This is a genomic window from Streptomyces sp. YKOK-I1, from assembly GCF_054660435.1.
In genome coordinates this window covers 6478986-6501180 of the sequence record NZ_BAAGDR010000001.1, presented here as the reverse complement: position 1 = coordinate 6501180, position 22195 = coordinate 6478986, and the positions used below count along the sequence as shown (strand labels likewise).

Sequence of the window (22195 nt, the reverse complement as noted above, 5' to 3'; positions counted from 1 at the left end):
GAGCCGCTGTGACGATCAAGGTCGTACGGGGCAACCCGACCCCCGAGGAGCTCGCCGCCGCCCTGGCGGTGGTCAGGGCCCGCGCCGCGGCGGCGGCGGCCACGCCGCCCGGCGGCGCGGAGGGCCCCAGGGACGCGTGGTCCGACCCGTCGCGGATCGCGGGCCGCCGCGTCCCCCAGCCGGGCCAGGCATCCTGGACCCGCACCTACTGGCCCGGGTGAGTCGGGGTACGTCAGGGGCGCGGGGCTGTATCGATATGCGGCTCCGCCGCGTGGGCGCACAGAAGGACAACTCACAGCACCAAATAAGTACCCCTACTCAGGCCAACCCCCCCGGTCAAGCCGCAGGCTGGTCGCATGCTGTGGTCAGACCCGAAGAACGAGCCGCCCAAGGAACTCCGCGACATGCAGGAGACCCTGAGGCGGCTCGGCTTCTTCCTCGCCCTGGCCATGGTGGTCGCGATGATCGTGCTGGGCCTACGCTGACCGCATGCGCAGACTCGTCCTCGCCTCCCAGTCCCCCGCCCGTCTGAACCTCCTGCGGCAGGCCGGCCTCTCCCCCGAGGTCATCGTCAGCGGGGTCGACGAGGACGCGGTGACCGCCCCCACCCCCGCCGAACTGGCCCTCGCGCTGGCGGAGGCGAAGGCGAGCGTGGTGGCGGCGCGCCCGGACACCAAGGGCGCGCTGGTGATCGGCTGCGACTCCGTGCTCGACCTGGACGGGGAGGCGCTGGGCAAGCCCGCCGACGCCGCGGAGGCCACGGCCCGCTGGAAGGCGATGCGCGGCCGGGCCGGCACGCTCCAGACGGGCCACTGCGTCTACGACACCCTCAGCGGGCAGTACGCCTCCGCGACCGCCTCCACGGTGGTCCGCTTCGGCGAGCCGAGCGACGAGGAGATCGCCGCGTACGTTGCCTCGGGCGAGCCCCTCCATGTGGCGGGGGCGTTCACCCTGGACGGCCGCTCGGCCCCGTTCATCGACGGCATCGACGGCGACCACGGCAATGTCATCGGCATCAGCCTGCCGCTGGTCCGCAGGCTGCTGGGCCGGCTGGGCGTCGGCATCACTGAGCTGTGGGCGCCGCCGGAGGCGTGACCGCGGAGCCGTCACTCTCCTCACCGCCCGACTCGCCCTCCTCGCCGCTCTCCCCGCTCTTCTCGCCGCTCTTCTCAAGGCTCGTGGGACCGCCCTCCCCGGGCCCCCCGTTCCGCGGCTCCCCGTGGCCGGCCACCTCGGCCGCGGGCTCCGGCCGGGCGTCGTACGTCATCAGGAGCAGGACGATCAGCCCGAGCATCACGACCATGAAGGTGAACTGCGCCCGGCCGAGGAGCCCCCAGGCGAGGGCGCCGAGCAGACCGTGCGTCACGGCGGCGCTGATCAGGAGGATGCGGCCGAGGAGGGAGGGCGCCCGGTTGCGTACGGCCACCAGCAGGGCGACCAGGCCGCAGGCGGCGAAGTAGAGGCCGAAGACGACCCCGCCGGCCTTCGAGGACGTCGACATGACGTCCGGGTCGATGCCGGCCAGGGACATGTTCTGGGAGTCGGCCATGATCCCCAGGGCCCAGTTCAGCAGAGCGATGCCGAACCCCTCCACGAACAGCACCAGAGCCACGACCAACGCCAGCGGTCTTCGCACCACCGTTCCCCACCCACTTTCGCCTGCGCTCGATCCGGAGTCGAGCAGGGTTTCAGTTACCCCAAGTACGTTCGAAACATCGTGAACGCTACTAACGGGTAAACCCGGGGACAAGGGTTCCGTGCGGGGCAAAGAATCGTTGGGCCATTCGTAGGGACTCCACAAAGAAACGGAGTGGGCCGCAGCACGCTCTCACAGAGACCTTGACCACACGGGAGGGCTAGGGTTGCCAGGAGGAGTGCTGCGTACGGCGGTACTACAAGGGATTTCGCGGTCGAGTGAGCCTGGCATCACGCTCCGTGTGGGCAAGCTCACCTTTGGGGACGGGTCGATGTGTCGTGTCGGCAGTCCCTAAACTCGGCTTGTTTCAAGGAGGGAGCCTCAATCGTGCGCAAGGTGCTCATCGCCAACCGTGGCGAAATCGCAGTCCGCGTGGCCCGGGCGTGCCGGGATGCCGGTATCGCCAGTGTGGCCGTGTACGCCGACCCGGACCGGGACGCTCTGCACGTGCGTGCCGCGGACGAGGCGTTCGCCCTGGGCGGTGACACCCCGGCGACCAGTTACCTGGACATCGACAAGGTGTTGAACGCGGCCCGTGAGTCGGGGGCGGACGCCGTCCATCCGGGCTACGGCTTCCTCTCGGAGAACGCCGACTTCGCGCAGGCCGTCCTGGACGCGGGTCTGATCTGGATCGGCCCGCCGCCGCAGGCCATCCGCGACCTGGGCGACAAGGTCGCCGCCCGGCACATCGCCCAGCGCGCCGGCGCCCCGCTGGTCGCGGGCACCCCCGACCCGGTGAGCGGCGCCGACGAGGTCGTGGCGTTCGCGCGGGAGCACGGTCTGCCGATCGCGATCAAGGCCGCGTTCGGCGGTGGCGGCCGCGGTCTGAAGGTGGCCCGGACGCTGGAAGAGGTCCCCGAGCTGTACGAGTCGGCCGTCCGTGAGGCGGTCGCCGCGTTCGGGCGCGGCGAGTGCTTCGTGGAGCGCTACCTCGACAAGCCCCGGCACGTGGAGACCCAGTGCCTGGCGGACAGCCACGGCAACGTGGTCGTCGTCTCCACCCGTGACTGCTCGCTCCAGCGCCGCCACCAGAAGCTGGTGGAGGAGGCCCCCGCGCCGTTCCTCTCCGACGAGCAGGTCGCGGAGCTGTACTCCTCCTCCAAGGCGATCCTGAAGGAGGCCGGTTACGTCGGCGCCGGCACGGTGGAGTTCCTCGTCGGCCTGGACGGCACGATCTCCTTCCTGGAGGTCAACACCCGGCTCCAGGTGGAGCACCCGGTGACCGAGGAGGTCGCGGGCATCGACCTGGTGCGCGAGATGTTCCGGATCGCCGACGGCGAGGCCCTCGGCTACACCGACCCGCCGCTGCGCGGGCATTCCTTCGAGTTCCGCATCAACGGCGAGGACCCGGGCCGCGGCTTCCTGCCGGCCCCCGGCACGGTCACCACGTTCACCGCGCCCACCGGTCCGGGCGTGCGCCTGGACGCGGGCGTCGAGTCGGGCTCGGTCATCGGCCCGGCGTGGGACTCGCTGCTGGCGAAGCTGACCGTCACCGGCGCCACCCGTGAGCAGGCCCTGCAGCGGGCCTCCCGCGCCCTGGAGGAGTTCCAGGTCGAGGGCATGGCGACCGCCATCCCGTTCCACCGCGCGGTGGTCACGGACCCGGCGTTCGCGCCCGAACTCACCGGCTCCGCCGAGCCGTTCACGGTTCACACGCGGTGGATCGAGACCGAGTTCGTCAATGACATCAAGCCCTTCTCCGCCACGGCCGACGCCGACGCGGAGGAGGACGACAAGGACCGCGAGACGATCGTCGTCGAGGTCGGCGGCAAGCGCCTGGAGGTCTCCCTCCCGGCCAGCCTGGGCATGACCCTGGCCCGCACCGGTCTCGCCGCCGGTGCCAAGCCCAAGCGCCGCGCCGCGAAGAAGTCGGGCCCGGTGGCCTCCGGCGACACCCTCGCCTCCCCGATGCAGGGCACCATCGTCAAGGTGGCCGTCGAGGAGGGTCAGGAGGTCAAGGAGGGCGACCTGGTCGTCGTCCTGGAGGCCATGAAGATGGAACAGCCCCTCAACGCCCACCGCTCCGGCACCGTCAAGGGCCTCGCGGCAGAGGTCGGCGCCTCCATCACCTCGGGCGCCCCGATCTGCGAGATCAAGGACTGACGGCACTTTCACACACCGGTTCCCCGCGCCCACGTAAGGGGCGCGGGGAACTGCGCGACAAGCCACAACGAACCGGCACTCGCCCCACAAGGCACACCCCTACGGCGCCTAGGCGACGAAACCCCGCCGGTTACCGAATCAGCGGCGGCGAAGGTCCGCGACCCGGGCCCGCTCCCCACCGGAAGGCGCGTCCCCGAGGACCGCGGTCGCCCGCAGCCCCGGCACCTGACCCCGCCGCGGCGCGGGAAGCGGCACGTCCCGGCGCTGCGGCTGCGGCCGCGCCGGGACCGCCTCACCCCCCGGGTTCCCGGACGCCCCGGCCACGGCGATCTGCACCCCCTGGTCCGCGAGGGCCTGGAGCTCGGTGGCGGCACGGTCGTCGTGCGCGGGCGGCTCGTCGGTCACCAGCCGGGTGATGAGGTCCGTCGGCACGGTCTGGAACATGGTGTCGGTGCCGAGCTTGGTGTGGTCGGCGAGGACGACGACCTCGGCGGCGGCCTGGACGAGCGCACGGTCGACGGAGGCCGACAGCATGTTGGACGTGGACAGTCCGCGCTCGGCGGTCAGCCCGCTCCCGGAGAGGAAGGCCCTGGAGACACGCAGCCCCTGGAGGGACTGTTCGGCCCCGCTGCCGACGAGGGCGTAGTTGGAACCGCGCAGGGTGCCCCCGGTCATGACGACCTCCACCCGGTTGGCGTGGGCCAGCGCCTGGGCCACCAGGAGGGAGTTGGTGACGACCGTGAGTCCGGGGACGCGCGCCAGCCGGCGGGCGAGTTCCTGGGTGGTCGTACCGGCTCCGACGACGATGGCCTCGCCCTCTTCGACGAAGCCCGCGGCGAGGTCCGCGATGGCGGTCTTTTCGGCGGTCGCGAGATGGGATTTCTGCGGAAAGCCGGATTCCCGCGTGAATCCGCCCGGCAATACCGCACCGCCGTGCCGGCGGTCGAGGAGTCCTTCTGCCTCCAGTGCGCGCACGTCCCGCCGTACGGTCACTTCGGAGGTCTGGACGACGCGGGCGAGCTCACGGAGCGACACGGCCCCGTTCGCTCGCACCATTTCGAGGATCAATTGGCGACGTTCTGCAGCGAACACGAAACTGACAGTAACGCGGGCGACCGTCTGCTTTCAGCTCTTTGCGCCGAATAGTAGAAGTTGTTCGCACAAGGGGACGGGGAGTGGTATAGGACCCTGACCAGACCCCGACCCGCCCCCTTTCCGGGCTTCTCAGAGCTCGCGTCGGGTGTGCAGCTGCCGGGCCACCTCGGCGATCGACCCCGAAAGGGACGGGTACACGGTGAAGGCGTTCGCGATCTGTTCGACCGTCAGATTGTTGTCGACGGCGATCGAGATGGGGTGGATCAGTTCCGAGGCACGGGGTGCGACGACCACACCGCCGACGACGATCCCGGTGCCCGGGCGGCAGAAGATCTTGACGAAGCCGTCGCGGATGCCCTGCATCTTGGCGCGCGGGTTGCGCAGCAGCGGCAGCTTGACGGCCCGGGCCTCGATCTTGCCGCCGTCGATGTCGGCCTGGGTGAAGCCGACGGTGGCGATCTCGGGGTCGGTGAAGACGTTCGACGAGACCGTCTTGAGGTTGAGCGGGGCCACCGCGTCGCCGAGGAAGTGGTACATGGCGATACGGCCCTGCATGGCGGCGACGGACGCCAGCGCGAAGACGCCGGTCACGTCACCGGCGGCGTACACGCCCGGTGCGGTGGTGCGGCTGACCTTGTCGGTCCAGATGTGCCCGGACTCGCGGACCTTGACGCCCGCCTCCTCCAGGCCGAGACCCTCGCTGTTGGGGATGGCGCCGACGGCCATCAGACAGTGCGAGCCGGTGATGACCCGGCCGTCGGAGAGGGTGACCTCGACACGGTCGCCGACCCGCTTCGCGGACTCGGCGCGGGAGCGGGCCATCACGTTCATCCCGCGGCGCCGGAAGACGTCCTCCAGGACGGCGGCGGCGTCGGGGTCCTCGCCGGGCAGCACCCGGTCGCGGGAGGAGACGAGGGTGACCTTGGAGCCCAGGGCCTGGTAGGCGCCGGCGAACTCGGCGCCGGTGACGCCGGAGCCGACCACGATGAGCTCCTCGGGCAGCTCGCCGAGGTCGTAGACCTGGGTCCAGTTCAGGATGCGCTCGCCGTCGGGCTGGGCGTCCGGCAGCTCGCGCGGGTGACCGCCGGTGGCGATCAGCACGGCGTCGGCGGTGAGGGTCTCCTCGGTGCCTCCCCCAGAGGGGGGACCCCCAGCGGCGGTGACGACGACCTGGCGGGAGCCGTCGAGGGCCTGCATGCCCCGCAGCCGGCCCTTGCCGCGCATGACCCGGGCGCCGGCCCGGGTGACGGAGGCGGTGATGTCGTGCGACTGGGCGAGCGCGAGCCGCTTCACCCGGCGGTTGACCTTGCCGAGATCCACGCCGACCACCCGGGCCGCCTGCTCCAGGGGCGGGGTGTCGTCGGCGACGATGATGCCGAGTTCCTCGTACGACGAGTCGAAGGTCGTCATGACCTCGGCCGTAGCGATAAGGGTCTTCGACGGCACGCAGTCGGTGAGCACCGACGCCCCGCCCAGACCGTCGCTGTCGACGACGGTCACCTCCGCGCCGAGCTGCGCGGCCACCAGCGCCGCCTCATAGCCGCCGGGTCCGCCACCGATGATCACGATCCGAGTCACATGCCCCATTGTCCCGCACGGTCCGCGGTGCCCGCCGCCCGGGGGCGAACGGTGATGCGCCTGTGACGGAAGTGACCCGCGCACCGGCTGCCGTACCCTCCTCCCATGTCGCTCTACGCCGCGTACGCCGGCAACCTCGACGCGCGGCTGATGACCCGCCGCGCCCCGCACTCGCCCCTGCGCGCGACGGGCTGGCTCGACGGCTGGCGGCTGACCTTCGGCGGGGAGCAGCTCGGCTGGGAGGGCGCGCTGGCGACCCTGGTCGAGGATCCGCAGGCGCAGGTGTTCGTCGCGCTGTACGACCTCGCGCCCATGGACGAGGAGTCCCTGGACCGCTGGGAGGGCGTCGGGCTCGGCATCTACCGCAGGATGCGGGTGCGGGTGCACACCCTGGACGGCCAGGCCTCGGCGTGGCTGTACGTGCTGAACGGGTACGAGGGCGGACTGCCGTCGGCCCGCTACCTCGGGGAGGTCGCGGACGCCGCCGAGTCGGCCGGGGCGCCCCACGACTATGTGATGGAGCTGCGGAAGCGTCCTTGCTGATCGATGCTGGAAGGCATGAGCGGGGCACGGCACGGTTACCAGGTCCAGTACACCGAGCAGGCGGCGGCCGCGCGCGACCGTCTGGACGCACGGCAGCGCGCCAGGTTCGACAAGGGGGTCGACGTCCTCACCCGGGACCCCTATCTGCCCGCGTCGCGCGCCGTGAGCGGGACGGGCGACGACCGCACGGTACGGCTCACCGAGCACATGTTCGCGGAGTACATCGTCAGCCGGGGGCGGCTGCTGATCTTCGTGGTCGAGGTGTTCAGCGACGAGGACGTGCTGGTCCGGGAGGACTGACCGGGCCCGCGGCGACGCCCCTGGTTGGAGACGCTGGATGGAAACGACAAGACAACGATCCCTTTCCCGTGGGCTCTGTCATCTACGCGCGTAGGCAAGAACCGGCTACCCTCATCCGCGTGAACGCATCTCTTCTCCCGGACGACATCCAGGGCGACCCCCACGCCGCCGCCGACGCCGCCGCCTCGCGCCTGCGCGAACTGACCGGCGCCGAGACCCACGACGTCGCCCTCGTGATGGGCTCCGGCTGGGCACCCGCCGTGGACGCCCTGGGTGCCCCCGACGCCGAGTTCCCGGTCACCGAGCTGCCCGGATTCCCGCCGCCCGCGGTCGAGGGCCACGGCGGCAAGGTCCGCTCGTACCGCATCGGCGAGAAGCGCGCCCTGGTCTTCCTGGGCCGCACCCACTTCTACGAGGGCCGCGGGGTGGCCGCCGTCGCGCACGGCGTCCGTACGGCCGTCTCGGCGGGCTGCAAGACCGTCGTGCTGACCAACGGCTGCGGCGGTCTGCGCGAGGGCATGCGTCCCGGGCAGCCGGTCCTGATCAGCGACCACATCAACCTCACGGCGACCTCGCCGATCGTCGGCGCGAACTTCGTCGACCTCACCGATCTGTACTCGCCGCGGCTGCGCGCGCTGTGCAAGGAGATCGACGCCACGCTGGAGGAGGGTGTCTACGCCCAGTTCCCCGGGCCGCACTACGAGACGCCGGCGGAGATCCGCATGGCGCGGGTCATCGGCGCGGACCTGGTCGGCATGTCGACCGTGCTGGAGGCCATCGCGGCGCGTGAGGCCGGGGCGGAGGTGCTCGGGATCTCCCTGGTGACGAACCTCGCCGCGGGCATGACGGGCGAGCCCCTCAACCACGAGGAGGTCCTCCAGGCCGGCCGCGACAGCGCGACGCGCATGGGCGCCCTCCTGACCCAGGTGCTGGACCGCCTGTAACCGGAAAACGGGCATTCCTGGACGGCGAGACACCCCACACGAGAGGCTGACCGACGTGCACGACGACCTGACCACCCGCGCCCGGGCCTGGCTGGCCGAGGATCCCGACCCGGAGACCCGCGCCGAACTCGCGAAGCTCCTGGAGTCGGGGGATGTCACCGAACTGGCCGCCCGTTTCGCCGGAACGCTCCAGTTCGGCACGGCCGGTCTGCGCGGTGAGCTGGGCGCCGGTCCGATGCGGATGAACAGGTCCGTCGTCATCCGCGCGGCCGCGGGTCTCGCCGCCTACCTGAAGAAGCAGGGCCACACCGACGGGGTCGTCGTCATCGGCTACGACGCCCGCCACAAGTCCGCCGACTTCGCCCGGGACACGGCGGCCGTGATGACGGGCGCCGGCCTGCGCGCCGCCGTGCTGCCCCGCCCCCTGCCGACCCCCGTCCTCGCCTACGCCATAAGGCACCTCGGCGCGGTCGCCGGGGTCGAGGTCACCGCCAGCCACAACCCGCCCCGGGACAACGGCTACAAGGTCTACCTCGGCGACGGCTCCCAGATCGTGCCGCCCGCCGACGCCGGGATCGCCGCCGAGATCGACGCGATCGCCTCGCTGGACGACGTGCCCCGCCCCGAGAGCGGCTGGGAGACCCTGGACGACTCGGTCCTGGACGCCTATCTGGCCCGCACCGACGCCGTGCTCGCCGAGGGCTCGGCGCGCACCGCCCGCACGGTGTACACGGCGATGCACGGCGTCGGCAAGGACGTCCTCCTCGCCGCCTTCGCCCGCGCCGGCTTCCCCGAGCCGGTGCTGGTCGCCGAGCAGGCCGAGCCCGACCCGGACTTCCCGACGGTGGCCTTCCCCAACCCGGAGGAGCCCGGCGCGATGGACCTCGCCTTCGCGCGGGCCCGTGCGACGAGCCCGGACTTGGTCGTCGCCAACGACCCGGACGCCGACCGCTGCGCCGTGGCCGTCCCCGACGGCGGCGACTGGCGGATGCTGCGCGGCGACGAGGTCGGCGCCCTGCTCGCCGCCCATCTGGTCCGGCGCGGCGCGCGCGGCACGTTCGCCGAGTCGATCGTCTCCTCCTCCCTCCTCGGCCGGATCGCCGAGAAGGCGGGGCTGCCGTACGAGGAGACCCTCACCGGCTTCAAGTGGATCGCCCGGGTCGAGGGTCTGCGCTACGGCTACGAGGAGGCCCTCGGCTACTGCGTGGACCCGGAGGGCGTGCGCGACAAGGACGGCATCACCGCGGCGCTGCTCATCACGGAGCTGGCCTCCGAGCTGAAGGAGCAGGGCCGTACCCTGCTGGACCTGCTGGACGAGCTGGCCGTGGAGCACGGGCTGCACGCCACCGACCAGCTCTCGTTCCGGGTCGAGGACCTGTCCGTCATCGCCGACGCCATGCGCCGGCTGCGCGAGCGGCCCCCGGCCTCCCTCGCCGGGCTGGCCGTCACCCGGGCCGAGGACCTCACCCGGGGCACGGACCGGCTGCCGCCGACCGACGGTCTGCGCTACACCCTCGAGGGCGCCCGGGTGATCGTCCGGCCGAGCGGCACCGAGCCCAAGCTGAAGTGCTACCTGGAGGTGGTCGTCCCGGTGGCCGGTCTCGCCGCGCTGCCGGCCGCCCGCGCGGAGGCGGCCGAGGTCCTCGCCACGATCAAGCGGGACCTGTCGGCGGCGGCGGGGCTCTGAGCCGCGTCCGGCGGCCCCTGACAGCTCAGCCGAAGCGGCCGCCGACGTAGTCCGCGGTGCGCGGGTCCTGCGGGGTGTGGAACATGGCGTGGGGCGGGCCGTGTTCCACGATCGCCCCCTCAGGGCATGAACAGCACCGCCGCCACCCCCATCACCCCGATGACCACCCCGAGCGGCCACAGCGCCCGCCCGCGCCGCCGTACGTCCGCCGCCCCCGTCGGCCGCAGCGCGGGGTCCCGCCACATCGCGGTGATCTCGGCGGCCGTCCGCTCGTAGCGGTGCAGCACCCCGAGCCGCCCCTCCAGCCAGGGCCAGCGGAACGCGTCCACCGCCCAGTCGTCGAAGGACGCCCGGGTACCCGCGATCCTCAGCTCGCTCCGGCGGCACCGCACGGTCCGGATGTCGTCCCAGGCCAGCAGCCGCGGGCCGCGGAAGCCGGCGAGCCACAGCCCGTCGCGGTCGGCGGTGATACGCCAGCACAGCCGGCGCGGCAGCACCCGCGCCGCCAGCAGACTCACCGCGACGCCGACGACGTAGTGCCGTATGCCGTGACCGCCCGTGAACCAGGTGGCGTACAGCACCAGCACCGCCATGCTGATCCAGTCCCCCCACCCGGCCCGCCACCGCCGCGGGGCGACGGGAGCCCTGTCCAGGCCCCGCTCGGCGGCCTCCTCGGCGCTCCGCCCCTGGGCCCGGTACCAGCGCTCCCGGGCCACCCTGCGCCGCGCCTCCCAGGCCCGGCGCCGGAGGTTCCACCTGGTCACCGGCCGCACCGGCCCGCTGCCCCGCTCGACCACCGGCGGCTCCCCGGCCTTCTCCGCGGCGGCGAGGACCACGACCTCGGCCCCGTCCCAGGGCACCCCGTACAGCACGGCCTCCCGCAACGGCCCGACCCGGTCCTCGACCAGTCGGTCCAGCAGCTCCTCGTCGCCCTCGTCGTCCTCTTCGTCCTCTTCGTTCTCTTCGTCCGCACCTCCGTCGACTCCGGAGTCGTCCTCAGTCGCCACCGTGAACAGGGCCCGACCGCCCACCGTGTCGTCGGCGGCGTACACCTCCATGTCGCCGTCCCGGCCCTCCCGCAGCAGCACCCGCAGCACGGGAACGGGCTCCGTGCGCAGGGCGGCGGCCCGCCGACGGGCCAGCACCCCGGAGAACAGCACCGTGAGCCCGAGCCCGGCCAGACACCAGCCGCCCGCCGGTACGCCCTGCCGGTCGGGGCCCTCCGCCCACACGTACGCGGCACCGGACACCGCCGCCCCGGCCACCACCGTGACCAGCCCGAAGCCGATGAGGAAACGGCCCCGCCGCGACCGCTTGCCCGCCTCCGGCGGCAGCACGGCGGCCGCTCCCCCGGCCGCCACCAGGGCCACCGCCCGCTGCCGACGGCGCGCGGAGAGCCGTAGCACCGCCGCCAGCCATACGGCGGTCAGCGCGGCCACGAGCAGGGGCGGCAGCAGCCACGGCGGCCCCGGCCAGTCGCCGAGGGCGACGACCGCCACGGCGGCGACCGGCGCGCCCACCAGCACCGCCTCGGGCCGCTGGGCGGTCCAGACGAGGTGCAGGGAGAGCAGGACGGCGGCCCATCCGGGCAGCACACCGTTGTAGGCGAGGGCGCCCGCGCCGACCACCGCGACCAGGGGCAGCCACAGGGCCGCCCCCAGCGGGGCGCGCAGCGGCACACCGCGCGCGGGCAGCGTCCGTGTCCAGCGGTCCGCCGACCCGCCGTCCCAGACCGGGCAGCCCTCGGGCATCGAGGAGGCGGGCAGCCGCAGCACCTCGCCGGGATTCGTCATCATGGTTCCCCAGACTCACGGGCCCCGCGTTCCGCCGACCTGGCCGGGGCCGCGCGCCCGATCATGACGAAGAACCCAGTGACCTGGAAGAAGGGCCGGGTCACAACCCAGCCGCAAAAGACCTCACCGGCCCCGGCGGCTCACCCCATCGCCAGCAGGATCGCCAGCACCACGGCGCCGGCGGCAGCGGGGCCGAGGATCTCCCACGCCCAGCGCACGGTCACCTCGCCCTGCGCGCTCTCCGCGTTCTCGCGCCCCTCCCACAGGGTCCGCAGATCGTCCATGACCTGGTCGGTCGCGGCCCTCGCAGGCCCCTGCCCGGCCGCCGGGGAGGACCCGCCGAAGCCACCGAACCCGCTCCGGCCGCTCCCCCGCCCACCGCCGCTCCCGCTCCCCGGCGTGCCCTGCGCCGCCGCCCGTGCCTCGCGCCGCGCCGCCGACTTGCGGGCCCGCAGCGACACCGGGACCGCCCACAGCTGGAACTTGGTCCCCGACTTGGCGACGACCTCGTTGGAGTATCCGGAGCGCAGCGCCGCGACCTGCCCCCAGGGCAGCACGACCACCCGGAACGGATTGCGCACCCGCAGCCGGTCCTGGCCCGCGTACACGGCGGGCCGCAGGGTGAAGGCGACGACCAGCGGCACGACCAGGATCAGCAGGGCGAGCGCCAGCCACGGCGTACGCCCCTCGCCCGCGACGATCGCGTCGATGCCGAGCCAGCCGACGAGGGCCAGCAGCAGGACGCCACTGGCGACACCGGCGGACGACCGGTGGACACGGTCGTCGAACTCGGGGGCCGGGGGCTGTGCGGAGGGCTGGTCTTCCGGGGTGGTCATGGGGCCGATTCTGCCGCAGCGCAGGGAGCCGGGCCGAAGCGCCCCGAAAGGGGCGCGGGGAACGGCGCGACCAACCACAGACCACCCGCACCCGTCGTACGGAGACTCAATCCCCTGGGCTATACATCCGCTACGCGCGTAGATATGCTCGTCTGGTGACCATGCCCACCAATGCACCCACCGCAGCCCTCACGGACGTGACCTCGTCCGGCAGCACGCTGCGCCGCTTCCTCCACGGGCTGCCCGGCGTCGACGCGGTCGGCCTGGAGGCGCGCGCCGCCTCGCTCGGCACCCGTTCCATCAAGACGACCGCGAAGGCGTACGCCATCGACCTCGCCATCTCGATGGTCGACCTGACGACGCTGGAAGGCGCGGACACCCCGGGCAAGGTCCGGGCGCTCGGCGCCAAGGCGGTCCGCCCCGACCCGACCGACCGCACCACACCCACCACCGCCGCGGTCTGCGTCTACCCCGACATGGTGGCCGTCGCCAAGGAGGCCGTCGCCGGCTCCGGTGTGAAGGTCGCCTCGGTCGCCACCGCGTTCCCGGCCGGCCGCGCCGCCCTCCCGGTCAAGCTGGCGGACGTGCGGGACGCGGTCGCCGCGGGCGCCGACGAGATCGACATGGTCATCGACCGCGGCGCGTTCCTCGCGGGGAACTACCTGAAGGTGTACGAGGAGATCGTCGCCGTCCGGGAGTCCTGCGGGGCGGCCCGGCTCAAGGTCATCTTCGAGACGGGCGAGCTGTCGACGTACGACAACATCCGCCGGGCGAGCTGGCTCGGCATGCTGGCGGGCGCCGACTTCATCAAGACCTCCACCGGCAAGGTCGCCGTCAACGCCACCCCCGCGAACACCCTCCTCATGCTGGAGGCGGTGCGCGACTTCCGGGCGCAGACCGGGGTCCAGGTCGGTGTGAAGCCCGCCGGCGGCATCCGGACCAGCAAGGACGCCATCAAGTTCCTGGTCCTGGTGAACGAGACGGCGGGCCCGGACTGGCTGGACAACCACTGGTTCCGCTTCGGCGCCTCCTCCCTCCTGAACGATCTGCTGATGCAGCGCCAGAAGCTGGCCACCGGCCGCTACTCCGGCCCCGACTACGTGACGGTGGACTGATCACCATGGCTTCCGTATTTGACTACGCACCGGCGCCCGAGTCCCGCTCGGTCGTCGACATCGCCCCCTCCTACGGCCTGTTCATCGACGGCGAGTTCGTGGAGGCGGCCGACGGCAAGGTCTTCAAGACGGTGTCTCCGTCGTCGGAGGAGGTCCTCTCCGAGATCGCGCAGGCCGGCGCCGAGGACGTCGACCGCGCGGTGAAGGCCGCCCGCAAGGCGTTCGAGAAGTGGTCGGCGCTGCCCGGCGCGGAGCGGGCGAAGTACCTGTTCCGCATCGCCCGGATCATCCAGGAGCGCAGCCGTGAGCTGGCCGTCCTGGAGACCCTGGACAACGGCAAGCCGATCAAGGAGACGCGCGACGCCGACCTCCCGCTGGTCGCCGCGCACTTCTTCTACTACGCGGGCTGGGCCGACAAGCTCGACCACGCCGGGTTCGGCGCGCATCCGCGTCCCCTGGGCGTGGCCGGCCAGGTCATCCCCTGGAACTTCCCCCTGCTGATGCTGGCGTGGAAGATCGCCCCGGCGCTGGCGACCGGCAACACGGTCGTCCTGAAGCCCGCCGAGACCACCCCGCTCTCCGCCCTGTTCTTCGCGGACATCTGCCGCCAGGCGGGCCTGCCCAAGGGTGTCGTCAACATCCTGCCGGGCTACGGCGGCACGGGCGCCGCGCTCGTCGCGCACCCGGACGTGAACAAGGTGGCCTTCACCGGCTCCACGGCCGTCGGCAAGGAGATCGCGAAGACGGTCGCGGGCACCCGCAAGAAGCTCACCCTGGAGCTGGGCGGCAAGGGCGCCAACATCGTCTTCGACGACGCCCCGATCGACCAGGCCGTCGAGGGCATCGTCAACGGCATCTTCTTCAACCAGGGCCAGGTCTGCTGCGCCGGATCCCGGCTGCTCGTCCAGGAGTCGATCCAGGAGGAGCTGCTGGACTCGCTCAAGCGCCGGCTGTCCACGCTCCGGCTGGGCGACCCCCTGGACAAGAACACCGACATCGGCGCGATCAACTCCGAGGAGCAGCTCGCCCGGATCACCTCGCTGGTCGAGCGGGGCGAGGCGGAGGGCGCCGAGCGCTGGTCCCCGGCCTGTGAACTCCCGGAGTCGGGCTACTGGTTCGCCCCGACGCTGTTCACCAATGTCACCCAGGCCCACACCGTCGCCCGCGACGAGATCTTCGGCCCCGTGCTGTCGGTCCTCACCTTCCGCACCCCGGACGAGGCCGTCGCCAAGGCGAACAACACGCCGTACGGCCTGTCGGCGGGCATCTGGACGGAGAAGGGCTCCCGCATCCTCGCGGTGGCGAACAAGCTCCGGGCCGGTGTCGTCTGGTCCAACACGTTCAACAAGTTCGATCCGACCTCGCCGTTCGGCGGCTACAAGGAGTCGGGCTTCGGCCGCGAGGGCGGTCGCCACGGCCTGGAGGCGTACCTCGATGTCTGAGCGCACCAACGAGCGTCTGACGGTCTTCAAGACCTACAAGCTGTACGTCGGCGGGAAGTTCCCGCGTTCGGAGAGCGGCCGGGTGTACGAGGTGACGGACTCCAAGGACAACTGGCTGGCGAACGCACCGCAGTCGTCCCGCAAGGACGCCCGTGACGCGGTGGTCGCCGCCCGCAAGGCCTTCGGCGGCTGGTCCGGCGCCACCGCCTACAACCGCGGCCAGATCCTCTACCGCGTCGCGGAGATGCTGGAGGGCCGCCGCGAGCAGTTCGTGCGCGAGGTGGGCGAGGCCGAGGGGCTCGGCAAGTCCAAGGCCGGCGCGGTCGTGGACGCCACGATCGACCGCTGGGTCTGGTACGCGGGCTGGACCGACAAGATCGCCCAGGTCGTGGGCGGCGGAAACCCGGTCGCGGGCCCGTACTTCAACCTCTCCTCCCCCGAACCGACGGGCGTGGTCGCGGTCCTGGCCCCGCAGGAGTCGTCCTTCCTGGGCCTGGTGTCCGTCCTCGCCCCGGTGATCGCGACCGGCAACACGGCCGTGGTGATCGCCTCCGAGAAGTCCCCGCTCCCGGCCCTCTCCCTCGGCGAGGTCCTGGCCACCTCCGACGTCCCCGGCGGTGTCGTGAACGTCCTCTCCGGGCGTACGGCGGAGATCGCGGCCCCGCTGGCCGCGCACCAGGACGTCAACGCGATCGACCTCGCGGGCGCGGACGAGGTCCTGGCGAAGGAACTGGAGATCGCGGCGGCGGACAACCTCAAGCGCGTCCTGCGTCCACAGCCTGTGGACGACTGGACGGCGACCCCGGGCACCGACCGCATGACGGCGTTCCTGGAGACGAAGACGGTCTGGCACCCGACGGGATCACTGGGCGCGTCGGGCTCGGCGTACTGAGAGGGGCTCGTTTTTTTGGGGCGCGGGGAACTGCGCATCTTTTAGGGGCGCGGGGAACTGCGCGACCGGCCACAACCGGCCCGCAGTTCCCCACCGGCCTCAGCTCCCCAGCGCCTTCACCACGTCCCCCAGCAGGGGAAGCGACCCCAGCGACTTCGCCTGCGCCACCGGCGCGGTCAGCATCTGCGAGGTGAGCGGCCGGAAGTCGGCGACCTGTGTGCCGACGCCGTTGTCGAGGGGGTCCACCCCCGTGCCCGCCAGCGGGTTGGGCTTGAGGCCCGTGAACGCGCCGGTGACGTAGGGCAGGGCGGCGAGCGTGCCCCGCACCCCGGTCTGCGGATCGATGCTGCCGAGCGAGGTCGGACTGGTCCGCATCACGTCGACGACGGGTTCGCCCGGCGCCGCCGATGCGGCACCGGCGCCCGCGCCCAGCGCGGCTGAGGCGGTCGCGAGGGCGGCGAGCACGCGCCGGCCGGTGGGGTTCTGGGGAGAGGCGTGTCGGGCCATCGCTGCTGCCACCTTCTGCTGCGCAAGGTAATCGGATCGCCACAAAGGGTAGGCGAGGTGTGACGCGCGCTTCAAAGCCGACCCGCGGGGTCGTACCGGGCCCGAGGGATGCCGCACACTGGTGTCCCGTGAGCTCCCAACCGCCCATACCCACCCGAGTCGTGCTGCTCTGCGGCCCTTCCGGCTCCGGCAAGTCCCTTCTCGCCGCCCGCTCCGGCCTGCCCGTGCTGCGGCTCGACGACTTCTACAAGGAGGGCGACGACCCGACCCTGCCGCTGGTCGCCGGGAGTTCCGACATCGACTGGGACCACCCGGGGTCGTGGGACGCGGACGCGGCCGTCGCCGCCATCGTGGAACTGTGCGCGTCGGGCCGTACGCACGTACCGGTCTACGACATCTCCCTCAGCGCCCGCACCGGCACGGAGGCGGTCGAGGTGGGGCGGACCCCGCTGTTCATCGCGGAGGGCATCTTCGCCGCCGAGATCGTCGGGCGCTGCCGTGAGCTGGGGGTGCTGGCCGACGCGCTGTGTCTGAGCCGCGGCCCGGTGAAGACGTTCCGCCGCCGTTTCCTGCGCGATCTGCGGGAGGGCCGCAAGTCGGTGCCGTTCCTGCTGCGGCGGGGCTGGCGGCTGATGCGCGCGGAGCGTTCCATCGTGGCGCGGCAGACCGCGCTCGGCGCGTACGCCTGCGACCGCGACGAGGCGATGGGCCGGCTGGCGTCCGCGGCGGCGGGCCGCTGCGCGCCCACGGCGCGCACGACGGCCTGACACTGCGGATCCACCCGAACGAGGGACACCCCGAACCAGGGACACCTCGCACCAGGAACACCTCGCACCAGGAACACACGAAAAGCGGGACTGGATGGACCCCCCGGCCCTCCAGTCCCGCTTCCCCCGTTCCCCCCACGCCACCCCCCAGTGGCGTTCCCCCGTGCTGCGCGGCACCGCTCCCGGCTTCCCCCGTCGGGCCCCGGTACCGCTCCCCCGTTCCCCCCGTTTCCCCGTGCTTCCCCCGTGACCCTCAGGCGACAAGCTCCCCGAAGGCGTCCTCCTCGTCACGGCCGAAGCTGAGGACCTGGTCCTCGCGCAGCCGGCGGAGCGACCGCCAGATGCTGGACTTCACCGTGCCGACACTGATGTCGAGGATCTCCGCGATCTCCGGGTCGGTGCGGCCCTCGTAGTAGCGCAGGACCAGCATCGTCCGCTGGAGTTCGGGCAGCCGGGCCAGCGCCTGCCACAGGACCGCGCGCAGCTCGGTGCCGCGCATCGCGTCCGTGTCGCCGGGCGTCTCCGGCAGCTCCTCGGTCGGGTACTCGTTCAGCTTGCGGCGGCGCCACGCGCTGATGTGCAGGTTCGTCATGGTGCGCCGCAGGTATCCGCCGACGGCGGCCTTGTCGCTGATCCGGTCCCACGCCCGGTACGTCGAGAACAGCGCGCTCTGCAGCAGGTCCTCGGCCTCGAAGCGGTCGCCGGTGAGGTGGTAGGCGGTGGCGTACAGGGAGGCGCGGCGCTCCTGGACGTAGGCGGTGAACTCCGCCTCGGTCAGCGAGCGACGCTCCCCCGTGTCCTCCCTGTACGCGGCTCCCCCGTGAGCCTCGTCAACCACCGTCATGAACCCGGTGTGCTGACGCCCGGCGCCGCGTGCGCACCCCCGCCCGCTCACGACACCGGACTTCTCGGAACCCCGGCCGACGTTCACGTCGTGGAGACGCGTGACGACTGCGACTGCGGTGGTGCTCTTACCGTGCAGCGTGTTCATCTCGCGCCCCCCGTCGTGGACTTCCGGTGTTTCGTTCTTTGCGGTCTTGCCTGTGACCAAAAGACTGCCGGGGCCACTTCATCGCCGTGTCCGCCGACTGTCACAGACCTGTCACAGGGGTCCGTCATGCCGACACCACAGCGCGTACACAGTCGTCGGGGGTACGACCGCCCGCGCCCCGCCCACCGTGGCCGGGCGCCGCCGGTGCCTGCCCGCTCCCTCGTCGAAGTGCCCTCCGTGACCCGGCACTCACGATCACGAGGAGCCTGCGGTGTTCCCCACCGAGCCACTAATCCGGCACGTCCCCTGCCCCGTCGTCCTCGCCGACGACCGGTTGCGCGCCGCCACCGCGCACCCTCTGGCCTGCGCGGGAACCGCCCTGCTGTGGCGCGGCGACTTCCCCGGCGCCCGCCGGCCGCTGGCGGCGACGGACCACCGTGTCCGCACCGCGCCCGTCCCCGCCCAGGCCTTCCCGTGTTGTGAACAGACTGCCGGCCGAGCTGTCGGACGACCACGCCCTCGCCCTGCGCCGCGCCCCGGACGTCCGTGCCGCCTGCCCCGCCGCGTACGGCCCGCCGACCCGGGCCCTCGGTCGCCCCGCTGCGTGAGCTGCTCGGTGGCCAGGTCGGGCGGGCGGATCTGGTCGTCTGTAGTCCGCTCTGGCTGCCCGTGCGGCCCGCCGTGCCGCTGGAGCTCGGTGTGTACGACGAGGGCGGGGCGATGCCGCGGGGTTTCCTGACCGGTCTCGTACGGCATCTGCGGCCCCGCGGGGAGGGCTGGCCGATCCTCTCCGACCTCGCCGAACACTCGGTCTGCGCACCCGCGCCGAACCGCTCGCCCACCTCGAAACCGCAGGTCTGCGGGTGCGCGACCGGCTGGACACGCACCCCCGCCACCGGCGTGCGCGGGACACCTCCGACCCCCTCCACGCCGCCCGCGCCGCGGAATGCATCTCCCTGTGGCGTCTCAGCCCCGACCCACAGGTCGAACGACAGCCCCCTCATGGGCCAGAATGAGCCCGTGCCTTCCCTGTTGCTGATCGAGGACGACGACGCCATCCGTACGGCCCTGGAGCTCTCACTGACGCGCCAGGGGCACCGTGTGGCGACCGCTGCGAGCGGTGAGGACGGTCTGAAGCTGTTGCGCGAGCAGCGGCCGGATCTGATCGTGCTGGATGTCATGCTGCCCGGCATCGACGGGTTCGAGGTGTGCCGGCGCATCCGGCGCACCGACCAGCTGCCGATCATCCTGCTCACCGCGCGCAGCGACGACATCGACGTGGTGGTCGGGCTGGAGTCCGGCGCCGACGACTATGTCGTCAAACCCGTCCAGGGCCGGGTGCTGGACGCCCGGATCCGGGCCGTGCTGCGCCGCGGCGAGCGCGAGTCGAACGACGCGGCGGCCTTCGGCAGCCTGGTCATCGACCGCGCGGCGATGACCGTGACGAAGAACGGCGAGGATCTCCAGCTCACGCCGACCGAGCTGCGGCTGCTCCTGGAGCTGAGCCGGCGGCCGGGGCAGGCGCTGTCCCGGCAGCAGCTGCTGCGGCTGGTGTGGGAGCACGACTACCTCGGCGACTCGCGGCTCGTCGACGCCTGTGTCCAGCGGTTGCGCGCCAAGGTCGAGGACGTGCCCTCGTCCCCGACGCTGATCCGTACCGTCCGCGGGGTCGGCTACCGCCTGGACGTCCCTCAGTGACGGAAGAGCAGGAGGCGCACCGCGGCTGGTCCGCGGTGCGCAAGGGTCATCTGTCACGGCTGCGGTTCACCAGTCTGCGTCTCAGGCTCGTCGTCGTCTTCGGGGCGGTCGCGCTGACCGCCGCCGTGTCCGCGTCCGGCATCGCGTACTGGCTCAACCGCGAGGCCGTCCTCACCCGTACCCAGGGCGCGGTGCTGCGCGACTTCGAGCAGGAGATGCAGAACCGGGCGGGCTCGCTGCCCGAGCACCCGACGCAGGACGAGTTGCAGCACACCGCCGGGCAGATGGCCAACAGCAGCCAGCGGTTCAGCGTGCTGCTGGTCGGCGAGAACGCGAACGGCCGGACGGTGTACGGCAACTCCGGCGGGCTGAGCGGCTTCTCGCTGGACGACGTGCCCAAGTCCCTGCGGACGGCGGTGAACAAGAAGCAGGACGTCACCGACGGCAACAAGTCGCCGTACCACCTGTACTGGCAGCGGGTCGTGGAGCACGGCAAGCCCTATCTGGTGGCCGGTACGAAGGTGATCGGCGGCGGGCCGACCGGGTACATGCGCAAGTCGCTGGAGCCGGAGGCGAAGGACCTCAACTCGCTGGCCTGGTCGCTGGGGATCGCCACCGCCCTGGCGCTGATCGGCGCCGCGCTGCTCGCGCAGGCCGCCGCCACGACGGTGCTGAAGCCGGTGCACCGGCTGGGGGTCGCGGCGCGGCGGCTCGGCGAGGGCCGGCTGGACACCCGGCTGCGGGTGTCGGGGACGGACGAACTCGCCGATCTGTCCCGGACGTTCAACCGGACGGCGGAGGCGCTGGAGAAGCGGGTCGACGACATGGCCGCGCGGGACGAGGCGTCCCGGCGGTTCGTCGCCGACATGTCGCACGAGCTGCGCACCCCGCTGACCGCCATCACCGCCGTCACAGAGGTGCTGGAGGAGGAGCTGGACGCCGAGTCGGGCAGCATCGACCCGATGATCGAGCCCGCCGTACGGCTGGTGGTCAGCGAGACCCGGCGGCTCAACGACCTCGTCGAGAACCTGATGGAGGTCACCCGCTTCGACGCCGGTACGGCGCGGCTGGTCGTGGACACCGTCGACGTCGCCGACCAGATCACCTTCTGCATCGACGCGCGCGCCTGGCTGGACGCGGTCGACCTGGACGCCGAGCGCGGCATCCACGCGCGACTGGATCCGCGCCGGCTGGACGTGATCCTCGCCAACCTCATCGGCAACGCGCTCAAGCACGGCGGTTCCCCGGTGCGGGTGTCGGTGCGCGAGTCGGCCGAGGACGTCGTCATCGCCGTACGCGACCACGGGCCGGGTATCCCCGAGGAGGTGCTGCCGCACGTCTTCGACCGGTTCTACAAGGCGAGCGCCTCACGGCCGCGCTCCGACGGCAGCGGGCTCGGTCTGTCGATCGCCCTGGAGAACGCCCACATCCACGGCGGCGAGATCACCGCCGCCAACTCCCCCGAGGGCGGCGCGGTGTTCACGCTGCGGCTGCCGAGGGACGCGTCGGAGCTGGTGGACCCGGGCGAGCAGGGGGCGCAGGGCGCGCAGGGCGCGAAGGCCGGGAAGGACAACAAGGGGGACGCCTGATGAACGTACGCCGTCTGCTCGCGCTTCCCCTGCTCGCCGGTCTGCTCACCGGCTGCGGGATCCGGGCCACCGAGGTGCCGACCGACTTCGGGGCCGCGCCGTCCCGGGTGCGCTGCTCGCTCAGCGAGCCGGACGTGACGGCGCAGTCCGCGCGCGCGGGGGTGCCGGTGCAGGTGTTCCTGCTGTGCGGCTCGTCGCTGGTGGCCGTCGACCGCTCGGTACGGGTCACGGACGGGGCGGCGGACTCGCAGCGGCGGGCGCTGGTGGCACAGGGGCTGCTCGACCAGCTCGCCGAGTCGCCGTCGGCCGCCGAGAAGGAGGCCGGGTACACCACCGACGTGCGCGGGGGGATGACGGTCGGCGGTCCGGGCGCGAAGGATCCCGACGACGCGCTCCGGCTGAGCGTGCCCCCGGACACCCTCACCTCGTACGCGCTGGCCCAGCTGGTGTGCACCTTCTCCGACTCGGCCGCGGCCGAGGGCGACGGCTCGGTCGTCCTGGGCGGCCCCGGTTCCGACCCGCTGCGCCGCTACGAGTGCACGGACGAGGTCCGTTCCCGGCCCGGCAGCACCGAACCGCCGTCGACGGCGGTCACCGGGAGCTGAGCCCCTTCTGCGCC

At 72.4% G+C, this 22195-nt stretch carries 23 protein-coding genes and 1 pseudogene; 17 read left to right on the top strand and 7 right to left on the bottom strand.

From position 1 onward, the window contains the following. Window positions 1-8: 8 nt before the first annotated feature. From ACYQ8Q_RS29030 to ACYQ8Q_RS29020, 3 genes are all read left to right on the top strand, one after another. Window positions 9-221, top strand: a complete 213-nt coding sequence (locus tag ACYQ8Q_RS29030) for an acyl-CoA carboxylase epsilon subunit (protein ID WP_460068811.1) — start codon at window positions 9-11, stop codon at window positions 219-221. 135 nt (window positions 222-356) lie between these two features. Next, window positions 357-485, top strand: coding sequence for a morphogenic membrane protein MmpB (mmpB, locus tag ACYQ8Q_RS29025; protein ID WP_133912730.1), 129 nt, complete (start codon window positions 357-359; stop codon window positions 483-485). A gap of 4 nt (window positions 486-489) precedes the next feature. Next, window positions 490-1095 (top strand): Maf family protein, encoded by a 606-nt coding sequence (locus ACYQ8Q_RS29020; protein WP_055634355.1) that lies wholly within the window; start codon window positions 490-492, stop codon window positions 1093-1095. Here ACYQ8Q_RS29020 and ACYQ8Q_RS29015 read toward each other — a convergent pair. Next, window positions 1064-1639, bottom strand: a complete 576-nt coding sequence (locus tag ACYQ8Q_RS29015; RefSeq protein ID WP_460068810.1) for a hypothetical protein — start codon at window positions 1637-1639, stop codon at window positions 1064-1066. The genes ACYQ8Q_RS29020 and ACYQ8Q_RS29015 overlap by 32 nt on opposite strands. Window positions 1640-2023: 384 nt before the next feature. Between ACYQ8Q_RS29015 and ACYQ8Q_RS29010 the strand changes: the two genes are divergently transcribed. After that, a complete protein-coding gene (locus ACYQ8Q_RS29010) occupies window positions 2024-3799 on the top strand; it encodes an acetyl/propionyl/methylcrotonyl-CoA carboxylase subunit alpha (protein ID WP_460068809.1) in 1776 nt (591 codons plus the stop codon). Between the two features lie 138 nt (window positions 3800-3937). Here ACYQ8Q_RS29010 and ACYQ8Q_RS29005 read toward each other — a convergent pair whose 3' ends face one another. Together ACYQ8Q_RS29005 and ACYQ8Q_RS29000 are read right to left on the bottom strand one after the other, a co-directional pair. Then, the gene (locus tag ACYQ8Q_RS29005; protein WP_460068808.1) at window positions 3938-4891 is read right to left on the bottom strand and encodes a DeoR/GlpR family DNA-binding transcription regulator; all 954 of its coding nucleotides are present in this window, start codon (window positions 4889-4891) and stop codon (window positions 3938-3940) included. A 132-nt stretch (window positions 4892-5023) separates the two neighbouring features. Beyond that, complete coding sequence (locus tag ACYQ8Q_RS29000; RefSeq protein ID WP_460068807.1) at window positions 5024-6481, bottom strand: NAD(P)H-quinone dehydrogenase; 1458 nt, start codon at window positions 6479-6481, stop codon at window positions 5024-5026. 96 nt (window positions 6482-6577) lie between these two features. On the opposite strand from ACYQ8Q_RS29000, the gene ACYQ8Q_RS28995 reads away from it, so the two are divergent. The 4 genes from ACYQ8Q_RS28995 to ACYQ8Q_RS28980 all read left to right on the top strand — a co-directional run bounded on the left by ACYQ8Q_RS28995 (window position 6578) and on the right by ACYQ8Q_RS28980 (window position 9946). Continuing rightward, window positions 6578-7015, top strand: coding sequence for a gamma-glutamylcyclotransferase (locus ACYQ8Q_RS28995; RefSeq protein WP_460068805.1), 438 nt, complete (start codon window positions 6578-6580; stop codon window positions 7013-7015). Between the two features lie 15 nt (window positions 7016-7030). Beyond that, a complete protein-coding gene (locus ACYQ8Q_RS28990; protein ID WP_460068804.1) occupies window positions 7031-7315 on the top strand; it encodes a hypothetical protein in 285 nt (94 codons plus the stop codon). Between the two features lie 119 nt (window positions 7316-7434). Continuing rightward, window positions 7435-8259, top strand: coding sequence for a purine-nucleoside phosphorylase (locus ACYQ8Q_RS28985; protein ID WP_460068803.1), 825 nt, complete (start codon window positions 7435-7437; stop codon window positions 8257-8259). 55 nt (window positions 8260-8314) lie between these two features. Further along, complete coding sequence (locus ACYQ8Q_RS28980) at window positions 8315-9946, top strand: phospho-sugar mutase (RefSeq protein WP_460068802.1); 1632 nt, start codon at window positions 8315-8317, stop codon at window positions 9944-9946. Between the two features lie 119 nt (window positions 9947-10065). Here ACYQ8Q_RS28980 and ACYQ8Q_RS28975 read toward each other — a convergent pair whose 3' ends face one another. Both ACYQ8Q_RS28975 and ACYQ8Q_RS28970 read right to left on the bottom strand, forming a co-directional pair. After that, a complete protein-coding gene (locus tag ACYQ8Q_RS28975; protein WP_460068801.1) occupies window positions 10066-11742 on the bottom strand; it encodes a hypothetical protein in 1677 nt (558 codons plus the stop codon). A gap of 137 nt (window positions 11743-11879) precedes the next feature. Continuing rightward, window positions 11880-12575 (bottom strand): PH domain-containing protein, encoded by a 696-nt coding sequence (locus tag ACYQ8Q_RS28970; RefSeq protein WP_460068800.1) that lies wholly within the window; start codon window positions 12573-12575, stop codon window positions 11880-11882. A 161-nt stretch (window positions 12576-12736) separates the two neighbouring features. Between ACYQ8Q_RS28970 and deoC the strand changes: the two genes are divergently transcribed. The 3 genes from deoC to ACYQ8Q_RS28955 are packed head-to-tail and all read left to right on the top strand — an operon-like array spanning window position 12737 to window position 16024. Beyond that, window positions 12737-13690 (top strand): deoxyribose-phosphate aldolase, encoded by a 954-nt coding sequence (gene deoC, locus ACYQ8Q_RS28965; protein WP_460068799.1) that lies wholly within the window; start codon window positions 12737-12739, stop codon window positions 13688-13690. A gap of 5 nt (window positions 13691-13695) precedes the next feature. Further along, complete coding sequence (locus ACYQ8Q_RS28960; RefSeq protein WP_460068798.1) at window positions 13696-15132, top strand: aldehyde dehydrogenase family protein; 1437 nt, start codon at window positions 13696-13698, stop codon at window positions 15130-15132. After that, the gene (locus tag ACYQ8Q_RS28955; RefSeq protein WP_460068796.1) at window positions 15125-16024 is read left to right on the top strand and encodes an aldehyde dehydrogenase family protein; all 900 of its coding nucleotides are present in this window, start codon (window positions 15125-15127) and stop codon (window positions 16022-16024) included. The genes ACYQ8Q_RS28960 and ACYQ8Q_RS28955 overlap by 8 nt, the downstream gene beginning before the upstream one ends. Window positions 16025-16123: 99 nt before the next feature. On the opposite strand, the gene ACYQ8Q_RS28950 is transcribed toward ACYQ8Q_RS28955, so the two are convergent. Next, the gene (locus tag ACYQ8Q_RS28950) at window positions 16124-16531 is read right to left on the bottom strand and encodes a hypothetical protein (protein ID WP_460068795.1); all 408 of its coding nucleotides are present in this window, start codon (window positions 16529-16531) and stop codon (window positions 16124-16126) included. A gap of 59 nt (window positions 16532-16590) precedes the next feature. Here ACYQ8Q_RS28950 and ACYQ8Q_RS28945 point away from each other — a divergent pair, with 59 nt between their 5' ends. Further along, window positions 16591-17298 (top strand): uridine kinase, encoded by a 708-nt coding sequence (locus ACYQ8Q_RS28945; RefSeq protein WP_460068794.1) that lies wholly within the window; start codon window positions 16591-16593, stop codon window positions 17296-17298. A gap of 253 nt (window positions 17299-17551) precedes the next feature. Here ACYQ8Q_RS28945 and ACYQ8Q_RS28940 read toward each other — a convergent pair whose 3' ends face one another. Continuing rightward, window positions 17552-18289, bottom strand: a complete 738-nt coding sequence (locus ACYQ8Q_RS28940) for a SigE family RNA polymerase sigma factor (RefSeq protein WP_460068792.1) — start codon at window positions 18287-18289, stop codon at window positions 17552-17554. 479 nt (window positions 18290-18768) lie between these two features. Here ACYQ8Q_RS28940 and ACYQ8Q_RS28935 point away from each other — a divergent pair, with 479 nt between their 5' ends. The 5 genes and pseudogenes from ACYQ8Q_RS28935 to ACYQ8Q_RS28915 all read left to right on the top strand — a co-directional run bounded on the left by ACYQ8Q_RS28935 (window position 18769) and on the right by ACYQ8Q_RS28915 (window position 22181). Continuing rightward, the gene (locus tag ACYQ8Q_RS28935) at window positions 18769-18897 is read left to right on the top strand and encodes a hypothetical protein (RefSeq protein ID WP_460073776.1); all 129 of its coding nucleotides are present in this window, start codon (window positions 18769-18771) and stop codon (window positions 18895-18897) included. A 19-nt stretch (window positions 18898-18916) separates the two neighbouring features. After that, window positions 18917-19305, top strand: a pseudogene (locus ACYQ8Q_RS28930) (methyltransferase); the annotation flags it as partial. A 4-nt stretch (window positions 19306-19309) separates the two neighbouring features. After that, window positions 19310-19987, top strand: a complete 678-nt coding sequence (gene afsQ1 / locus ACYQ8Q_RS28925; protein WP_199844574.1) for a two-component system response regulator AfsQ1 — start codon at window positions 19310-19312, stop codon at window positions 19985-19987. After that, window positions 19984-21576 carry a sensor histidine kinase gene (locus tag ACYQ8Q_RS28920; RefSeq protein WP_460068790.1) on the top strand — a complete coding sequence of 531 codons (1593 nt, stop codon included), beginning with the start codon at window positions 19984-19986 and terminating at the stop codon, window positions 21574-21576. Before afsQ1 ends, ACYQ8Q_RS28920 begins: the two co-directional genes overlap by 4 nt. Further along, window positions 21576-22181, top strand: a complete 606-nt coding sequence (locus ACYQ8Q_RS28915) for a hypothetical protein (protein ID WP_460068789.1) — start codon at window positions 21576-21578, stop codon at window positions 22179-22181. The genes ACYQ8Q_RS28920 and ACYQ8Q_RS28915 overlap by 1 nt, the downstream gene beginning before the upstream one ends. The last annotated feature ends 14 nt before the right edge of the window (window positions 22182-22195 follow it).

Bases quoted from the DNA above. Each gene is read 5' to 3' on its own strand.
- mmpB (WP_133912730.1), top strand. From the start codon at position 357: ATGCTGTGGTCAGACCCGAAGAACGAGCCGCCCAAGGAACTCCGCGAC.
- ACYQ8Q_RS29020 (WP_055634355.1), top strand. From the start codon at position 490: ATGCGCAGACTCGTCCTCGCCTCCCAGTCCCCCGCCCGTCTGAACCTC.
- ACYQ8Q_RS29000 (WP_460068807.1), bottom strand. From the start codon at position 6,481: ATGGGGCATGTGACTCGGATCGTGATCATCGGTGGCGGACCCGGCGGC.
- ACYQ8Q_RS28995 (WP_460068805.1), top strand. From the start codon at position 6,578: ATGTCGCTCTACGCCGCGTACGCCGGCAACCTCGACGCGCGGCTGATG.
- ACYQ8Q_RS28990 (WP_460068804.1), top strand. From the start codon at position 7,031: ATGAGCGGGGCACGGCACGGTTACCAGGTCCAGTACACCGAGCAGGCG.
- ACYQ8Q_RS28975 (WP_460068801.1), bottom strand. From the start codon at position 11,742: ATGATGACGAATCCCGGCGAGGTGCTGCGGCTGCCCGCCTCCTCGATG.
- ACYQ8Q_RS28970 (WP_460068800.1), bottom strand. From the start codon at position 12,575: ATGACCACCCCGGAAGACCAGCCCTCCGCACAGCCCCCGGCCCCCGAG.
- deoC (WP_460068799.1), top strand. From the start codon at position 12,737: ATGCCCACCAATGCACCCACCGCAGCCCTCACGGACGTGACCTCGTCC.
- ACYQ8Q_RS28960 (WP_460068798.1), top strand. From the start codon at position 13,696: ATGGCTTCCGTATTTGACTACGCACCGGCGCCCGAGTCCCGCTCGGTC.
- ACYQ8Q_RS28955 (WP_460068796.1), top strand. From the start codon at position 15,125: ATGTCTGAGCGCACCAACGAGCGTCTGACGGTCTTCAAGACCTACAAG.
- ACYQ8Q_RS28950 (WP_460068795.1), bottom strand. From the start codon at position 16,531: ATGGCCCGACACGCCTCTCCCCAGAACCCCACCGGCCGGCGCGTGCTC.
- ACYQ8Q_RS28940 (WP_460068792.1), bottom strand. From the start codon at position 18,289: ATGAACACGCTGCACGGTAAGAGCACCACCGCAGTCGCAGTCGTCACG.
- ACYQ8Q_RS28915 (WP_460068789.1), top strand. From the start codon at position 21,576: ATGAACGTACGCCGTCTGCTCGCGCTTCCCCTGCTCGCCGGTCTGCTC.